The sequence below is a fragment of the Wenzhouxiangella limi genome (assembly GCF_010499265.1).
Lineage (GTDB): Bacteria > Pseudomonadota > Gammaproteobacteria > Xanthomonadales > Wenzhouxiangellaceae > Wenzhouxiangella > Wenzhouxiangella limi.
Map to the genome: position 1 here is coordinate 191144 of NZ_JAAGSC010000039.1, position 15591 is coordinate 206734.

General features: G+C 65.2%; 16 protein-coding genes. 14 read left to right on the forward strand and 2 right to left on the reverse strand.

Annotated features, from left to right (window positions below; translation table 11 throughout):
• Positions 1 to 24 precede the first annotated feature (24 nt).
• The 13 genes from serC to G3I74_RS06700 all read left to right on the forward strand — a co-directional run bounded on the left by serC (position 25) and on the right by G3I74_RS06700 (position 13548).
• Positions 25 to 1104: a 3-phosphoserine/phosphohydroxythreonine transaminase gene (gene serC / locus G3I74_RS06640; RefSeq protein ID WP_338063071.1), complete on the forward strand. Its 1080-nt coding sequence runs from the start codon at positions 25 to 27 to the stop codon at positions 1102 to 1104.
• Positions 1097 to 2242: a prephenate dehydratase gene (gene pheA / locus G3I74_RS06645; RefSeq protein ID WP_338063072.1), complete on the forward strand. Its 1146-nt coding sequence runs from the start codon at positions 1097 to 1099 to the stop codon at positions 2240 to 2242. Before serC ends, pheA begins: the two co-directional genes overlap by 8 nt.
• Positions 2239 to 3366: a histidinol-phosphate transaminase gene (hisC, locus tag G3I74_RS06650; RefSeq protein WP_164210788.1), complete on the forward strand. Its 1128-nt coding sequence runs from the start codon at positions 2239 to 2241 to the stop codon at positions 3364 to 3366. The genes pheA and hisC overlap by 4 nt, the downstream gene beginning before the upstream one ends.
• Entirely contained in the window at positions 3363 to 4664 is a 1302-nt protein-coding gene (aroA, locus tag G3I74_RS06655; RefSeq protein WP_164210789.1) for a 3-phosphoshikimate 1-carboxyvinyltransferase, read from the forward strand. The genes hisC and aroA overlap by 4 nt, the downstream gene beginning before the upstream one ends.
• 2 nt (positions 4665 to 4666) lie before the next feature.
• Positions 4667 to 5353, forward strand: a complete 687-nt coding sequence (cmk, locus tag G3I74_RS06660; protein ID WP_164210790.1) for a (d)CMP kinase — start codon at positions 4667 to 4669, stop codon at positions 5351 to 5353.
• Positions 5354 to 5474: 121 nt separating this feature from the next.
• Entirely contained in the window at positions 5475 to 7166 is a 1692-nt protein-coding gene (rpsA, locus tag G3I74_RS06665) for a 30S ribosomal protein S1 (protein ID WP_338063073.1), read from the forward strand.
• A 69-nt stretch (positions 7167 to 7235) separates the two neighbouring features.
• Positions 7236 to 7523 carry an integration host factor subunit beta gene (locus G3I74_RS06670; RefSeq protein WP_164210792.1) on the forward strand — a complete coding sequence of 96 codons (288 nt, stop codon included), beginning with the start codon at positions 7236 to 7238 and terminating at the stop codon, positions 7521 to 7523.
• 13 nt (positions 7524 to 7536) lie between these two features.
• Positions 7537 to 7809: a LapA family protein gene (locus G3I74_RS06675; protein WP_164210793.1), complete on the forward strand. Its 273-nt coding sequence runs from the start codon at positions 7537 to 7539 to the stop codon at positions 7807 to 7809.
• Complete coding sequence (gene lapB / locus G3I74_RS06680) at positions 7802 to 8968, forward strand: lipopolysaccharide assembly protein LapB (RefSeq protein ID WP_164210794.1); 1167 nt, start codon at positions 7802 to 7804, stop codon at positions 8966 to 8968. The genes G3I74_RS06675 and lapB overlap by 8 nt, the downstream gene beginning before the upstream one ends.
• Entirely contained in the window at positions 8968 to 9987 is a 1020-nt protein-coding gene (locus G3I74_RS06685; protein ID WP_164210795.1) for a glycosyltransferase family 4 protein, read from the forward strand. Before lapB ends, G3I74_RS06685 begins: the two co-directional genes overlap by 1 nt.
• Positions 9984 to 11885, forward strand: coding sequence for a polysaccharide biosynthesis protein (locus tag G3I74_RS06690; RefSeq protein ID WP_164210796.1), 1902 nt, complete (start codon positions 9984 to 9986; stop codon positions 11883 to 11885). Before G3I74_RS06685 ends, G3I74_RS06690 begins: the two co-directional genes overlap by 4 nt.
• Positions 11885 to 12916, forward strand: a complete 1032-nt coding sequence (locus tag G3I74_RS06695) for an alpha/beta hydrolase (RefSeq protein ID WP_164210797.1) — start codon at positions 11885 to 11887, stop codon at positions 12914 to 12916. Before G3I74_RS06690 ends, G3I74_RS06695 begins: the two co-directional genes overlap by 1 nt.
• A gap of 50 nt (positions 12917 to 12966) precedes the next feature.
• On the forward strand, positions 12967 to 13548 hold the full coding sequence (locus G3I74_RS06700) for a NifU family protein (protein ID WP_164210798.1): 582 nt from the start codon (positions 12967 to 12969) through the stop codon (positions 13546 to 13548).
• A gap of 27 nt (positions 13549 to 13575) precedes the next feature.
• Here G3I74_RS06700 and G3I74_RS06705 read toward each other — a convergent pair whose 3' ends face one another.
• Positions 13576 to 13899 carry a c-type cytochrome gene (locus tag G3I74_RS06705; protein WP_164210799.1) on the reverse strand — a complete coding sequence of 108 codons (324 nt, stop codon included), beginning with the start codon at positions 13897 to 13899 and terminating at the stop codon, positions 13576 to 13578.
• Positions 13896 to 14225 carry a c-type cytochrome gene (locus tag G3I74_RS06710; protein WP_164210800.1) on the reverse strand — a complete coding sequence of 110 codons (330 nt, stop codon included), beginning with the start codon at positions 14223 to 14225 and terminating at the stop codon, positions 13896 to 13898. The genes G3I74_RS06705 and G3I74_RS06710 overlap by 4 nt, the downstream gene beginning before the upstream one ends.
• 165 nt (positions 14226 to 14390) lie before the next feature.
• On the opposite strand from G3I74_RS06710, the gene G3I74_RS06715 reads away from it, so the two are divergent.
• Complete coding sequence (locus tag G3I74_RS06715) at positions 14391 to 15554, forward strand: acyl-CoA dehydrogenase family protein (RefSeq protein WP_164210801.1); 1164 nt, start codon at positions 14391 to 14393, stop codon at positions 15552 to 15554.
• Positions 15555 to 15591 lie beyond the last annotated feature (37 nt).

A 15591-nucleotide genomic window follows, 5' to 3' on the forward strand; every position in this document is an offset into this window, starting at 1 on the left:
GAGTCGGCCGACGGAGTCCGGACGGTGAGCGCGACACAGGTCATTCACAACTTTTCCGCCGGTCCGGCGGCCTTGCCGCAACCGGTGCGCGAACGGCTGGCCGAGGCCCTGGCCCCGCGTCCGGACGGTCAGCCCTCGGTGGCCGAAATCAGCCATCGCGGCAAGCGCTTTCTGGCCATCGCCGAAGAGCTGGAAGCCAGACTGCGGGGTCTGATGGGCGTCGGCGACGACCACGCCGTCGTGCTGCTGCAGGGCGGGGCCAACCTGCAGTTTGCCTGGCTGCCGATGAACCTGGCCCGGGACCGCACGCCGGCCTATCTGATCAGCGGCTACTGGGGCCAGAAAGCGCTGGCCGAGGCGCGCAGGCTGGGCCCGGCCGAGGTGGTCGGCAGCAGCGCCGACGAGGGGTTCCTGGATCTGCCGGAGATGGGGCATCTGCCGAGCGAGTGCGCCTACCTGCACTACACCGGCAACGAGACCATCCACGGCCTGCAGTTCGCCTCGCCACCGGCGGTGGCGGTGCCGGTGGCCGCGGACCTGTCCTCGGAGTTCCTGTCGCGCCCGTATCCCTATGCCGATCTCGGCCTGGCCTACGCCGGCGCGCAGAAGAATCTGGGCATTGCCGGGCTGACGGTGGTCCTGATCCGGCGCGACCTGCTGGACCGCATTCCCGACGATCTGCCGCGGTTTCTGGACTACCGGACCTGGGTTCAGAGCGATTCGATGTACAACACGCCGGCCACGCTGGCCTGGTACGTCGCCCTGGAAACCCTGCGCTGGATCGAAGAAGAGGGCGGTCTTGCCGGCATGGCCGCCCGCAACCAGGCCAAGGCCGAGGCGCTGTACGCGGCCATCGACGCCAGCGATTTCTACACCAACCCGGTCGCAGCGCACGCCCGGTCGCTGATGAACATCCCGTTCTGGACCGCCGACGAGGCGCTGGTGGCGGCCTTCGTTGGCGAGGCCGAGCAGGCCGGCCTGCCGGGGCTGAAAGGCCATCGGGCGCTCGGAGGACTGCGCGCCAGCCTGTACAATGCGCTGGATATGGACGCAGTTCTTGCCCTGGTCGACTTCATGCGGGATTTCGAGCAACGCCGTGGCTGAAAAAACGCTCAATCTTGAGGCCGTACGCGAGCGCATCGACGCCCTGGATCAGCAGATTCAGGTCCTGATCGCCGAGCGCGCCGGTCTGGCCCAGGACGTGCGCCGGGTCAAGGGCGATCTGGCCGGGCCGGCCGCCTATTACCGACCCGACCGCGAGGCCCAGGTGCTGCGCCGGGTGATCGAGCGCAACGACGGCCCCTTGAGCGATACCGTCATGCTGCGCCTGTTCCGCGAGATCATGTCGGCCTGCCTGGCCCAGCAGGAACCGCTGCGGGTGGCCTATCTCGGACCGGAAGGCACTTTCACCCAGCAGGCCGTCTATCGCCAGTTCGGGCACTCTGTCAACGCCATCGCCCAGCCCAGCATCGAAGACGTGTTTCTGCAGGTCCAGGCGGGCGAAGTCGATTTCGGCGTGGTGCCGGTGGAAAACTCCTCGCAGGGGATCGTCTCGCATACGCTGGACATGTTCCTGCACTCCGAGATCAAGATCACCGCCGAGGTCGAGTTGCGCATCCACCAGCACCTGCTGACTCGTGCTCGCCGACTGGGCGAGATCGAACGCGTCTACGCCCACAGCCAGTCGCTGTCGCAGTGCAAGCACTGGCTGGCCGCGCATTTGCCGGAGGCTGAACTCATCGCTTTGTCGAGCAATGCCGAAGCCGCGCGCCGGGTCCGCACCCAGCCCGACGCGGCCGCCATCGCCGGCCGCCACGCCGCCGAGGTCTACGGGCTGCCGGTGCTGTTTGGCAACATCGAGGACCACGTCGACAACACCACCCGCTTTCTGGTGCTTGGCAGCGAGCTGCTGCCGGCCTCGGGCGAGGACAAGACGACCCTGCTGGTGGCCGGCAGCGACGGGCCGGGCGCGCTGTTCCGGCTGCTCGAGCCGCTGGCCCGGCACGGGGTCAACATGAAGCGCATCGAGTCGCGGCCCTCGCGCCAGGGCCGCTGGGACTACGTCTTCTTCATTGATGTCGAGGGTCACATCGAGGAAGCCGCCGTGGCCGAGGCGCTGGCCGAGCTGCAAAGCGAGGCGCGCATGGTCAAGATTCTCGGCAGCTATCCGCGCGCCGTGCTCGGGCGCATGCCCGAAGCCGAGGGTGCGAGCCCGAGTCCTGGCGCGGCGCCCGCGGCATGAGACGGCGCGATTTTACCGACCTGGCCGTGCCCGGCGTTCGCGGTCTCAGGCCCTACACGCCCGGCAAGCCCATCGCCGAGCTGGAGCGCGAATACGGGGTCAGCGATTCGATCAAGCTGGCCTCCAACGAAAATCCGCTGGGCGCGAGCCCGCGCGCGCTCGAAGCGATCCGCGGCGAGCTCGACGAGGTCTGGCTGTATCCGGACGCCAACGGCTTCGAGCTCAAGCGTGCGCTGGCCGAACGCCATGGCCTGAGCCCGGACTGCATCACCCTGGGCAACGGCTCCAACGACGTGCTGGTGTTCCTGGCCCAGGCCTTCCTGCAGCCGGGGCTGGAGGCGGTGTTTTCGCAGTACTGCTTTGCCGTCTACCCGATTGCCTGCCGCATGGTGGGTGCAAGCGAGCGCGTGGTGCCGGCGCTGCCCTCGGCCGGTCCGATGCCGCTGGGCCACGATCTGCGCGCGCTCTACCAGGCTATCGGCCCGGAAACCCGCATGGTCTTCGTCGCCAACCCCAACAACCCCACCGGCACCTGGCTGGACGGTCGCCGGCTCAAGGACTTCGCCGCCTCGCTGCCGCCGCAGGTGATCTGCGTGATCGACGAAGCCTACGCCGAGTATGCAGACAGCGACGTCCTAGGTGATGCCAGCACCTGGCTGGAGGAGTTGCCCAACCTGGTGGTGACGCGAACCTTCTCCAAGGCCTACGGCCTGGCCGGTCTGCGGGTCGGCTACGCGCTCAGCAATCCGGGCGTGGCCGATCTGCTCAACCGGGTCCGTCCCCCGTTCAACGTCAACTCGCTGGCGCTGGCTGCCGCGCGCGCCGCGCTCGAGGACGTCGAGTTCATCGAGCGCAGCCGCGCGGCGAATGCCGGCGGGATGGAACAGCTGCGCGAGGGCCTGGCGGCGCTCGGACTGGAGGTTCTGCCTTCGGCGGCCAATTTCCTGCTGGTCGACTTCGGTCGCGACGCCGCGCCGGTCAACGAGGCCCTGATGCGCGCCGGCGTGATCGTTCGCCCGGTGGCCAACTACGGCCTGCCCAACCACCTGCGCATCACGATCGGTAGCGCCCGGCAGAACGAGCGCCTGTTGAGCGCGCTGGCCGAGATTCTGCCGGCGCAATGAAGCTGATCGTGCGTCCGTGCGCCCGGCCGCTGACCGGCCGCCGTCAACCGCCCGGCGACAAGTCGATCTCGCACCGGCTGGCGATTCTCGGTGGTCTGGCCGCAGGGCAGAGCACCATTACCGGCTATTTGCAAAGCGCCGACACCCTGGCGACCCTGGCCGCGATCGAGCAGCTGGGTGCGCGGGTGGAGCGCGAGCAAGACGAAATCCGCATCCACGGCGGTCTCGGTCCGATCGAGCGCGCCAGCCTGGATCTGGGCAACTCCGGCACCGGCGTGCGCCTGCTGGCCGGCGCCCTGGCCGGGCGCAGCGAGCTGTTCGGCGCCGAGCTGGTGCTGACGGGGGATGCGTCGCTTTCGAGCCGGCCCATGGCTCGGATCATCGATCCGCTTGACAGCATGGGCGCCGAGATCAGCGCCCGGGACGGCCGGCTGCCGCTGCGCATTCGCCCGCGACCGCTGCGCGCTGTGCGCTACCGTCCGAAGATGGCCAGCGCGCAGGTCAAGTCAGCGGTTTTGCTCGCCGGTCTGGTGGCCGAGGGCGAAACCGTGCTGGTCGAGCCGGGGCCCAGCCGCGATCATACCGAGCGCCTGCTGCCGGCGCTCGGTGTGGATGTGCAGCGCGTGGGCGATGAAATCCGCCTGCGCGGCGGTCAGGCATTGTCCGGCGGCCGATTCCACGTTCCGGGTGATCTCAGTTCGGCCGCCTTCCTGCTGGCGGCCGGCCTGCTCGTGCCCGGTTCCGATATCGAGGTCGACAACGTCGGTCTCAATCCCAGCCGCGACGGGGTGCTGCGCATCTTTGCGGCCATGCAGGGCAGGGTGGATCGAGCGGCGGCATCGACGGTCGGTGACGAGCCGGTCGGACAGCTGCGCGCCCGTGGCTCGACGCTGCGCGGGGTATCGATTCCGCCCGACTGGGTGCCGCTGGCGATCGATGAGTTTCCGATCGTGATGGCTTTGGCGGCGGCGGCGGATGGAACGACCAGGATCAGCGGAGCCGAAGAACTTCGGGTCAAGGAATCCGATCGCCTGGCCGTGATGTGTCGCCAGCTGCTCCGGCTGGGCGTGGACCTTGAAGAAACGCCGGACGGCGCACTCATCCATGGCGGCACCGTTGAGGGCGGTGTGGTCGACTCCTGCGGCGACCACCGGATCGCCATGAGCCTGGCGGTGCTGGGTTTGGTCGCGCGCGGGCCGGTCACCATTTGCAACGCGCAGTGGATCCGGACCAGTTACCCGGGTTTTGCCGACGATCTCGCTGCCCTGGGTGCAGAACTTGAGTGGCAGGAAGAATGATCATGGAGTCTGCGAGCACGGTGCCGGTGCTGACCATCGATGGACCCTCCGGCGCCGGCAAGGGCGCCGTTTCGGCGCGGGTCGCCGGCCATCTGGGCTGGAACGTGCTCGACTCGGGTGCGGTCTACCGCAGCGTGGCGCTGGCCGCGCTGGAAGCAGACGTGGATCTCACGGATGAAGCGGCCCTGGTCGAACTGTGCAGCCAGGTTGACCTGGAGTTCTTCGCGGGCCCTGAGGGCATTGAGGCGAGTCTTGGCGGCCGTCCGCTGGGAGACGCCCTGCGCGCCGAGGCGGTCGGCGAGGCCAGTTCCAGGGTCGCTGCGGTACCGGTAGTGCGCGCCGCGCTGCTGTCGCTGCAGCGCCGGTTCCGGCGCCCGCCGGGTCTGGTCGCGGACGGCCGGGACATGGGGACCGTGGTGTTCCCCGATGCAACGGTCAAGGTTTTTCTGGACGCCAGCGTGGAGGAACGCGCTCGACGCCGTTATCGGCAGTTGAAAGAAAACGGCGAAGATGTTACATTTGACCGGCTATTGAGCGACCTAGAAGCGCGTGATCGACGCGATCGTGAAAGGGCCGTCTCACCGACCGTTGCGGCAGCCGATGCCGTCGTGGTTGATTCGACCGATCTGAGCCTGGTCGAAGTCGTGGAACGGGTGGTCGCGATCGTAGGCGATCGCGTTGCGTTATAGGTCGTCAAAGGCAAACAGGTGGCTGGTCCGGCAAGCCGGGTCAGTCTGGCACACGAGCGGGGCCGCCAGGCCACGCAGATGATGAGACAAAAGCGCAACGGCAAACCGTGCCGCGCAGATCTTGCAGGAACTTTCAAACCCAATGACCGAATCTTTTGCTGAACTCTTTGAACAAAGTCTGACCGAACGGGAGCTTCGTCCCGGCGCCATCGTCATGGGGCGGGTCGTGGAAATCCGCGATGACGCCGTGGTCATCAACGCCGGACTCAAGTCCGAGGGCATCGTACCGATCTACCAGTTCGAGCGCGCCGACGGCGAACTCGAGGTCGAAGTAGGCGACGAAGTCGAGGTGGCGCTGGATACCGTCGAGGACGGATTCGGCGAGACCCGCCTGTCGCGCGAGAAAGCCAAGCGTTCCCGGGTGTGGAACACGCTGGAGAAATCTTTCGAGGCCGAGGAGAACGTCATCGGCCAGATCACCGGGAAGGTCAAGGGCGGTTTTACCGTCAACATCGACAGCATCCGCGCGTTCCTGCCGGGTTCGCTGGTCGACGTGCGCCCGGTGCGCGATCCGGGCTACCTGGAAGGCAAGGATCTGGAGTTCAAGATCATCAAGCTCGACCGTCGCCGCAACAACCTGGTGGTCAGCCGACGCGCGGTCGTCGAGCACGAATACGCCGCCGAGCGCGAGGACCTGATCGAGCGCCTGACCGAAGGTGCCGTCATCAAGGGCGTGGTCAAGAACCTGACCGACTACGGCGCGTTCCTCGATCTGGGTGGCATCGACGGCCTGCTGCACATCACCGACATGGCCTGGAAGCGGGTCCGTCATCCGTCCGAAGTGGTCGAAGTCGGCGACGAACTGGAAGTGCGCGTGCTGCGCTTCGACCGCGAGCGCATGCGCGTCTCGCTGGGTCTCAAGCAGCTCGGCGAAGATCCCTGGGACAACATCGATCGGCGCTACCCGCCGACTTCGCGCCTGTTCGGCAAGGTCACCAACATCACCGATTACGGCTGTTTCGTCGAGATCGAAGACGGTGTCGAAGGTCTGGTGCACGTCTCGGAAATGGACTGGACCAACAAGAACGTCAACCCGGCCAAGGTAGTGCACATCGGCCAGGAAGTCGAGGTCATGGTGCTGGATGTCGACGAAGACCGTCGACGGATTTCGCTGGGCATGAAGCAGGTCGCGCCGAACCCCTGGGAGGCGTTTGCCGCCACCCACAACAAGGGCGACAAGGTCAGCGGCGCGATCAAGTCCATCACCGACTTCGGCATCTTCATCGGCCTGGACGGTGGTATCGATGGGCTGGTCCACCTGTCCGACATCTCCTGGATGGCGCCGGGCGAAGAGTCCATCCGCAATTTCCGCAAGGGCGAGGAGCTGGAAGCCGTGGTGCTCGCGGTTGATCCGGAGCGCGAGCGCATCTCGCTGGGGATCAAGCAACTCGAGCAGGATCCCTTTGCGACTTTCATGGCCGAGCATCCACGCGGTTCGATCGTGACCGGGAAGGTCACGTCGGTGGATCCGCGGGGAGCGGTTGTGGAGCTGGCCGAGGGCGTCGATGGTTACATCAAGGCATCCGACCTTGCCAAGGAACGGGTGGACGACGCAACGAAGATTGTCTCGGAAGGCGACGAGATCGAGGCCAAGTTCGTGGCTCTGGATCGCAAGACTCGCAACCTGACGCTGTCGGTTCGGGCCAAGGACGACGCCGAGCTTGCCGAGGTGATCGATCAGTATCAGGGTCGCTCCGGCAGCGGGACTTCGCTGGGCGATCTGCTCAAGGAACAGCTGGCCGGCAAGGACTGATTCGCCGGCGAGTTGGTGGCAGTGCCCGGGCCCCGGGCACTGCAGCCGGGAAACCGCAGGGAGAGGGCAATGACCAAATCTGAATTGATCGATTTGCTGGTGGCCGAGCAGACCCACCTGAACCAGACCGACGTGGAGCTGGCGGTGCGCTGTATCATCGAGCAGCTGAGCCGGGCACTGGCCGAAGGGGAGCGGATCGAGATTCGCGGATTCGGCAGTTTCTGCCTCCACTACCGTCCTCCGCGGATGGGCCGCAATCCCAAGACGGGTGAAGCCGTGGCCTTACCCGGCAAGCACGTGCCGCACTTCAAACCGGGCAAGGAACTGCGTGAGCGCGTCAATCAGGGCATGAACTGACTCGGACTGATCTATGTATCGCTGGCTGCTTCTTCTGGCTGTTCTTGTCGCCGCGCTTCTCGGGCTGGCCATCGGCGTGCTCAATCCCGATCCCGTGGCGCTGGACCTCGGGCTGGTGCAGCCATCTCTTCCCCTCGGCGGTCTGGTATTGATCGTGTTTGCCGCCGGAACGGTGTGCGGGCTGCTGCTGTTTTGGCTGATGTTCGATCTGCCGGCGCGGGTGCGACGACGGGCAGCTGGTCGCGGCAAGGGGAACGCGACCGGCCTGCCGGTCCAAAATGACTGAACTCGCGCTGCTGTTTCTTCTGCTGCCGCTGGCAGCCTTCAGCGGCTGGATCGTGGGGCAGGGACAAAAGAAGCGAGGCCGACGCCGGAGATCGGTTCTTTCCAGTCAGTACTTCCGTGGCCTCAACTACCTGCTCAACGAGGAATCGGACAAGGCCATCGAGGAATTCCTCAAGCTGGCCGAAGTCAACCGCGATACCGTGGACACGCATCTTGCCCTTGGCACCTTGTTTCGCCGCCGCGGTGAGATGGACAAGGCAATCCGCTATCACAAGCACATCATCTCGCGGCCCAACCTGGACGAGGATCAACGCGAACGCGTGCTGTTCGAGTTGGCCATGGACTACATGCGCGCCGGGCTTCTGGACCGGGCCGAAAGCCTGTTTCTGGAGCTGACCGACAGCGAACAGATGGGAACCCGGGCCCGGCGTAATCTGCTCGACATCTATCAGCAGGAAAAGGACTGGGCGCGGGCCGTGGAACAGGCCCAACGCCTGGACCTGGTCGACGGCGGTTCGGATTCGGGCCTGATCGCCCAGCTGTATTGCGAACTGGCCGAGACCGCTGTGGCCGGCGATGATTCGGAGGCCGCGACCCAGCACCTGCGCCAGGCTCGTCGGTACCAGCCCAACAACGCGCGGGCCCGCCTGATCGAGGCGACAATTGCCGAGCGCGAGGGACAGCAGGCCCTGGCGGCGGAGCGCTACCGCGAGGCCTGCGAGCTCGATCCGGATCTGCTGGTGGGCTGCGCGCAGGCCATGATCGAATGCCATCGCGGCAGCCACGGGATCGAGCAGCTCAAGGACTGGCTTGCGCTCAGATCGCGGAGCGCAGATCTCAACGCGCCCGCGCTGCTGCTGGCGCGCCTGACTGCAGAGACCGATCCGGCGCGCGCGGCCGCATTCCTGCTGGAGACCTTGCAGCGGCGTTCCACCGTCGGCGGGCTGGAGTACCTGATGGAACTGCTGAGTTCCCGTGATCTGGGCCTGGACGAGGTCGGGCCCGACCTGATCCGCGACCTGATGCAGCGCCTGATGCAGGGGCAGCCGGTCTATTGCTGTCAGCAGTGCGGATTCAGCGGCAGCGCTCATCACTGGATGTGCCCGAGCTGCCGCAGCTGGGATTCCACGCGAGTGATCCGCGGCGTTCTGGGAGAGTAATGGCGATCGCTCCGTGGTGGTCGCTGATCATGGCGGGCGCTCTGTCGGCGCTGCTGGCCTGGCCGCTGCGTACCTGGCTGCTGGCGCGCAACATCGTCGATCGTCCGGGCCATCGGCGCAGTCACCACGCGCCCACGCCCCGCGGTGGCGGTCTGGCCATGGCCGCGGCGATGCTGTGCGTTGTTGTTCCTGCCGCCGGACTCGATGGTGACTTTGTGCCGGTACTGATCCTGATCATGGCTTTGGCCTTGCTGGGGTGGGTGGATGATGTGCGTGATCTGCCGGTGCGATGGCGCCTGCTGTATCAGGTCTTGATTGCGCTGTTCATGCTTTGGTTTACCGGCCCGGTGTCAAGCATTACGGTGGGCGATCTGGGCTTGACCCTTCCCTGGCTGTGGTCGGCGCTGGGGGTGGTCGCGGTGGTCTGGCTGATCAACCTGCATAATTTCATGGATGGCTCGGATGGCCTGGCTGCCATGCAGGGTGCGTGGACGGGCCTGGTGCTGGGGATGCTGCTCTACCGTCATGATCTGCACACGCCGGCGCTGGCGGGCTTTGTTCTGTCCGGTGCCTGTCTGGGTTTCCTGTGGTGGAACCGGCCACCGGCGCGGATGTTCATGGGCGACAGCGGGTCGGTGACGCTGGGCGGATTGGTCGGCCTGCTGGCCCTGAGCGGGGCGGCCGAGGGAACGGTCAGTATCTGGGTGAGCCTGATCGTTTGCTCGCTGTTTGTCGTCGACGCGACCGCTACCCTGCTGCGGCGGGTCTTGCGGGGGGGGCGGTGGTATACTCCGCACCGCCAGCACGCCTATCAGCTGCTGATCGCCAGGGGCTGGCGTCACGTTCAAGTGTTGACGCTCTACCTTCTGGTCAACGTGCTGGTGGTCTTGCCGGTTTTGCTGCTGGCCCTTCGTTTTCCGGCCTGGGACATGGCGCTGGCGATTGGCTTGACCGCTGTGCTGGCTGCGGCCTGGGGCGTTGTGCAAGGGGCCACGAAGAAGGAGAATCTCACGCGATGACGGGCAAGGTGGGAAAACGCAAATCGGTTTTCAACCTTCGTGCTCTGGTTGTTGCGCATGACCTGCTGATGATCTCGGCGGCGTGGGTGCTGGCGCGCACGGCGACCGGCTGGCTGGTCGATGCCGGCGGCCCGCCCTGGCAGCAGATCGCGCTTGAGGTCAACCTGATCCTCATCCTGCAGGGTTTTTTGCAGTGGCGCGCCGGGCTTTATCGCGGCGTCTGGCGTTTTGCCAGCCTGCCGGACCTCGGTAACCTGATGCGAGCGGCAGTGTTGGGGGCAGCTTCCGGTGCCCTCGTCTTGCTGGTGCTGTCGGCACCGGTGGAGCTGATGGTCCTCATGGTCTGGGTCTTTCCCGTACTGCTGGCTCTGCTGCTTGGCCTGCCTCGTCTGTTTTACAGAATCTTCAAGGACATGCGCTCGGAAGTGCGTGAACGGCGCGTGACCCGGCGCACCGTCATTCTGGGTGCGGGCCAGTCGGGACGGCTGCTGCTCAAGGAGTTGAAACGCCGCGGCGGATACGATGTGGTCGGGTTTCTCGACGACAGCGCGCGCCTGCGCCAGACCCAGATCGACGGTGTACCGGTACTGGGCAGGATTTCACGCCTGCCGCGGACCGTGCGCGAGGCGATGATCGATCAGGTCGTGATCGCGATTCCTTCGGCGAGCAATCAGCAAATGCAGCGCATCGTGCAGATCTGCGAGCAGGCTGACGTCGATTTCAAGACCCTGCCGACGCTCAAGGAACTGGGCGCGAGCATCACCCGGTTCGATGACCTCAAGCCGGTCGCGATCGACGATCTGCTGGGTCGCGATCCGGTCTCCCTGGACTGGGATGCCATTCGCGCCGGCCTGACCGGCAAGCGCGTCCTGGTGACCGGCGGCGGCGGTTCCATCGGCGCCGAGCTGTGTCGCCAGATCGCCCGGCTGGATCCCGCCGGCCTGGTCGTGCTGGACAACAGCGAATACAACCTATATCGCGTCGACTACCGGCTGCGCAGCGAATTCCGGGACCTGGTGATCGAGTCGGTTCTCGGCGATGTCTGCGATCCGGCCACGATCGACACGGTGATGCAGCGCTCGCGTCCCGAGGTGGTCTTTCATGCTGCGGCCTACAAGCATCTGCCGATGCTCCAGACCCAGGTTCGCGAGGCGTTTCGCAACAACGTGGTCGGCACGCGGCGGGTGGCCGACGCGGCTGATCGCTACGGGGTCGATATTTTTGTCCTCATTTCCACCGACAAGGCGGTCAACCCGGCCAACGTGATGGGCGCGACCAAGCGGGTGGCCGAGCTTTACTGCCAGCAGGTCAACCGCGGTTCGGAGACCCGGTTCATCACCGTTCGTTTCGGCAACGTGCTCAACTCGACGGGTTCCGTCGTCCCGCTGTTCAACGAGCAGATTCGCAACGGCGGACCGGTTACGGTGACCCATCCGGAGATCACGCGCTATTTCATGACCATTGCCGAGGCCGGCCAGCTGATCCTGCAGGCGGGTGTCCTGGGTCGCGGCGGCGAGGTCTTCGTGCTCGATATGGGCGAGCCGGTGCGGATCAGTTACCTGGCCGAGCAGTTGATCCGCCTGGCCGGCAAGGAGCCCGGCCGCGACATCGAGATCGTCTACACCGGGCTGCGCCCCGGAGAAAAGCTGTTTGAAGAGTTGTTCCACGAGCACGAGTCCTACGCCAAGACGGGGCATGAAAAGATCTTCCTGACGCAGGCATCGAACGAGAATCTGGATGGACTGGTGCAGGAAGTTGCCGCCGGCGAGCGCGCCGTGCAGCAATACGATACCGCGCAGTTGCGCAGCATTTTGCTGGAGCTGGTGCCCGAGATCGGACGGGTGCCGCCCCGGTCGGTGAAGGTGGTGCCGCTGACCGGCCGATCGGGGGCGGCCTGATGACCCACCTGCGTCCGGCCCCGACCGTGGCGGCGGGTCGAATCGAATGGATGCAGCACGAATCGCGGATGCTGCAGGGCAACCCGCTGGGTGATCCCGTTGCCCGGCGTCATCCGGTCTACCTGCCGGCCGGTTATGATCGCGACCAGCGCCGCTATCCGGTGCTGGTTTCGCTCGCCGCCTACACCAATGCCGGACCGGGGCAGGTGGGCTGGCGCAACCACGGCGAATCGCTGCCGGAGCGCCTGGACAGGCTGATCGGGACCGGTCGAATGGCGCCGGTGATCGTCTTATTTCCCGATTGTTACACCAGCCTGGGCGGAAATCAGTACGTCAACTCGCCGGCCATCGGCCGCTACGCCGACTATCTGCTCGACGAACTGCTCCCGGCGCTGGATCGGCGCTACCGCACGCTCGCCGAGCCGGCCGCTCGGGCGGTTTTCGGCAAATCCTCCGGCGGGTTCGGTGCCCTACATCTGGTGATGCATCGGCCCGGTCATTTTCGCGCTGCTGCCAGCCACGCCGGCGACTGCGGCTTCGATCGGGTCTATCCACGCGACTTCCCGCTGTGCTGCGATGTCCTGGCGCGGCATGATCGCGACCTGCATGCCTTCGTGCGCGCCTTCTGGCGCAAGCAGCGTCCGGGCAGTGCGGATTTTCATGCCCTGATGACGCTTTGTCTGGCGGCGAGCTATTCTCCGAATCCCGGCCAGGCCATGCATCTTGATTTGCCCTTCGACCTTGAAACCTGCGCCCTGGATGAGTCGGTCTGGGCGCGCTGGCTGGCCTACGATCCGGTCCGCTGCGCGCCCGGTTGTGCCGACCAACTCGCCGGGCTGGCTGGGCTGTGGATTGACGCCGGTCGCCGCGACCAGTATTTCATCCACTACGGTACGCGCGAACTGCACGCCCGCCTAAAGCAGGCCGGGGTCGAACACCATTTCGAGGAGTTCGACGGTACGCATTCAGGCATCGATTGGCGTTACGATCATTCCCTGCCGTGGCTGGTGCAACGGTTGAAAGTTGCCTGAGCCGGCGGCATCATCTATTCAAACTCGCATCTCTCATACAGGTTTCCAGCATGGTTACGATTACACCCGCCGCGCGTGATTATTTTTCCTCGCTTCTGGAGCAGCAGCCGGAAGGCACCAATCTGCGCATCTGCATTCACCGGCCCGGATCGCCCACCGCGGAGGTCGAACTGGCCTACTGTCCTGCCGGCAAGGAAAGCGAGACTGACGAGCCCTTCGACTGCGGTCGGTTCACGCTGTTTATCGAGATCAACAGCCTGCCGGCCCTGCAGGACGCGATGATCGATTTCGAACGCAACGCCATGGGCGGAGAACTCACCATCCGGGCGCCGGGCCTGAAGGGTGAACGTCCGTCCGACGATGCGCCACTGACCGAACGGGTCAACTGGGTGCTGGAAGCGCGCATCAACCCCATGGTCGCCTCCCACGGGGGGCTCGTTTCGCTGGTCGAGATTACCTCGGAGAACGACGTCGTGCTCAAGTTCGGCGGCGGCTGCCAGGGTTGCGGCATGATCGACGTCACCCTTAAAAACGGGGTCGAAACCACGATGAAGCAGGAACTGCCAGAAATCCGCAACGTGGTCGATTCCACCGATCACAGCCAGGGCGAAAACCCCTACTACGCGGCCTGATTCGCCGGCCGGGCGGCTCGGTCCCGTTCAGGGCTCGAGTTCGCCGTCCTGGCGCGAATACCAGGCTGCCAGATCGCGGATGTCCTGATCGCTGAGATCGCGCGCGAAGCCGGCCATGATGGCGTTGTCGCGATCACCGGAGCGGTAGGCGCGCAGGGCATGGACCAGGTAGTCGAAATGCTGACCGCCGATGAGCGGGTAGTCGTCCTGCAGGGCGAGATTGCCGTTTTCGCCGTGACAGCTTTGACAGACCTCGGAAAGTTCCTGGCCGCGGGCAGGGTCGTCCGCCAGTGCGGGGCTGGCGATGATCAAGCCAAGCGCCACCAGGGCAATACCGGGCATGGTCTTCATGAGCGATCCTCCCCGAAGCTGGCGAAGTAGGCGGCCACGTTGCGGATGTCCTCATCGCTAAGAGTATTGGCCTGGGCCTGCATGGTAGCGTGTCGCCGCGATCCCTCGCGATAGGAACGCAACGCCGACTCGATGTAGCCGGCGGTCTGGCCCTTGATGCGCGGGACGAAATAGGTCGGATAGACGTTGGTCTGAAAAGGAATGCCGTGACAGCCGAGACAGGTGAAGGCGATCGTGCGGCCCTCGTCGGGATCCCCTTCCTCGGCATGTGCAACAGCGACCAGCGCGCTTGCCGTCAGAGCTGCGAGTAGCGTTTTTTTGAGCATCTTGGCGTACACAGTCGGAAAGATCGGAAGACGGCGTATTATAGCCAGCCATCCCGACCGGATGCTGACGAAGCGACAGACGCGCTTCGGGCACGAACATCAACGTCGGAAACGGGCGGGTTCCGTAGAATGCAGGACAGACAGGATAACTTTCAGGCAAACACCATGCGCAAGCTCAATTCCACCGATCTGTTCGATATCGACGAGCAGCTGACCGACGAAGAAAGAATGATTCGCGACAGCGTCGCTCGCTTTGTCGATGACAAGGCCCTGCCGCTGATGGCCGAATGTTTCGACGAGGGTCGTTTCCCGGCCGAGCTGGTGCCGGACATAGCCGAGATGGGCCTGCTCGGTTCCAGCCTGGAGGGTTATGGCTGCGCCGGACTGAACGCGGTCAGCTACGGTCTGATCTGCCAGGAACTCGAGCGCGGAGACTCCGGCCTGCGCAGCTTCGTGTCGGTCCAGTCCTCGCTGTGCATGTACCCGATCCATGCCTTCGGTTCTGAAGAGCAGAAGCAGCGCTGGCTGCCCGACATGGCCGCCGGCAAGGTCATCGGCTGTTTCGGTCTGACTGAGCCTCACGGCGGCTCCGATCCCTCCAACATGAAGACCCACGCCCGGCGCGACGGCGACGACTGGGTGCTCAACGGCGCCAAGATGTGGATCACCAACGGTAATCTTGCGCAGATCGCCATCGTCTGGGCGCGCACTGAAGACGGTATCCAGGGCTTCATTGTCGAGACCGACAGCCCCGGTTTCGAGGCGCGCGAGGTCAAGGCCAAGATGTCGTTGCGCGCCTCGGTTACTTCCGAGTTGTATCTGGACAACGTCCGCGTGCCCGAGGGCAATCGCCTTCCCGGGGTGAAAGGGCTGAAAGGTCCGCTGTCCTGTCTCAGCCAGGCGCGCTACGGCATTACCTGGGGCCCGATCGGTTCGGCCATCGCCTGCCTGAGCGAAGCACTGACCTACACCGCTGATCGCGAGCTGTTTGGCCGGCCGCTTGCGGCCAACCAGGCCGTTCAGATCCGCCTGGCCGATATGGCGCTGCGCATTACCCAGGCCCAGCTGATGGCGCTGCGCCTGGGCCGTCTCAAGGACGAGGGCAGGGTTCATCCGACCCAGATCTCGATGGCCAAGTGGAACAACGTGCGCATGGCGCTGGACATCGCCCGGGACTGCCGCGACCTGCTGGGTGGCTCGGGGATCACGCTGGAGTACGTGGCGATCCGCCACATGCTCAACCTCGAGTCGGTGATTACGTATGAAGGCACCGAAACCGTGCACCAGCTGGTGGTAGGGCGGGAGTTGACCGGCTTGAGCGCATTTTAGGGTTTGAGGTTTCGGGTTTCGGCTCAGGCGAAGCCGG

Excerpts from the sequence above, each read along its gene's own strand:
- hisC (WP_164210788.1), top strand. The coding sequence starts at position 2,239 with ATGAGACGGCGCGATTTTACCGACCTGGCCGTGCCCGGCGTTCGCGGT.
- aroA (WP_164210789.1), top strand. The coding sequence starts at position 3,363 with ATGAAGCTGATCGTGCGTCCGTGCGCCCGGCCGCTGACCGGCCGCCGT.
- cmk (WP_164210790.1), top strand. The coding sequence starts at position 4,667 with ATGGAGTCTGCGAGCACGGTGCCGGTGCTGACCATCGATGGACCCTCC.
- G3I74_RS06670 (WP_164210792.1), top strand. The coding sequence starts at position 7,236 with ATGACCAAATCTGAATTGATCGATTTGCTGGTGGCCGAGCAGACCCAC.
- G3I74_RS06675 (WP_164210793.1), top strand. The coding sequence starts at position 7,537 with ATGTATCGCTGGCTGCTTCTTCTGGCTGTTCTTGTCGCCGCGCTTCTC.
- lapB (WP_164210794.1), top strand. The coding sequence starts at position 7,802 with ATGACTGAACTCGCGCTGCTGTTTCTTCTGCTGCCGCTGGCAGCCTTC.
- G3I74_RS06685 (WP_164210795.1), top strand. The coding sequence starts at position 8,968 with ATGGCGATCGCTCCGTGGTGGTCGCTGATCATGGCGGGCGCTCTGTCG.
- G3I74_RS06690 (WP_164210796.1), top strand. The coding sequence starts at position 9,984 with ATGACGGGCAAGGTGGGAAAACGCAAATCGGTTTTCAACCTTCGTGCT.
- G3I74_RS06695 (WP_164210797.1), top strand. The coding sequence starts at position 11,885 with ATGACCCACCTGCGTCCGGCCCCGACCGTGGCGGCGGGTCGAATCGAA.
- G3I74_RS06700 (WP_164210798.1), top strand. The coding sequence starts at position 12,967 with ATGGTTACGATTACACCCGCCGCGCGTGATTATTTTTCCTCGCTTCTG.
- G3I74_RS06705 (WP_164210799.1), bottom strand. The coding sequence starts at position 13,899 with ATGAAGACCATGCCCGGTATTGCCCTGGTGGCGCTTGGCTTGATCATC.
- G3I74_RS06710 (WP_164210800.1), bottom strand. The coding sequence starts at position 14,225 with ATGCTCAAAAAAACGCTACTCGCAGCTCTGACGGCAAGCGCGCTGGTC.
- G3I74_RS06715 (WP_164210801.1), top strand. The coding sequence starts at position 14,391 with ATGCGCAAGCTCAATTCCACCGATCTGTTCGATATCGACGAGCAGCTG.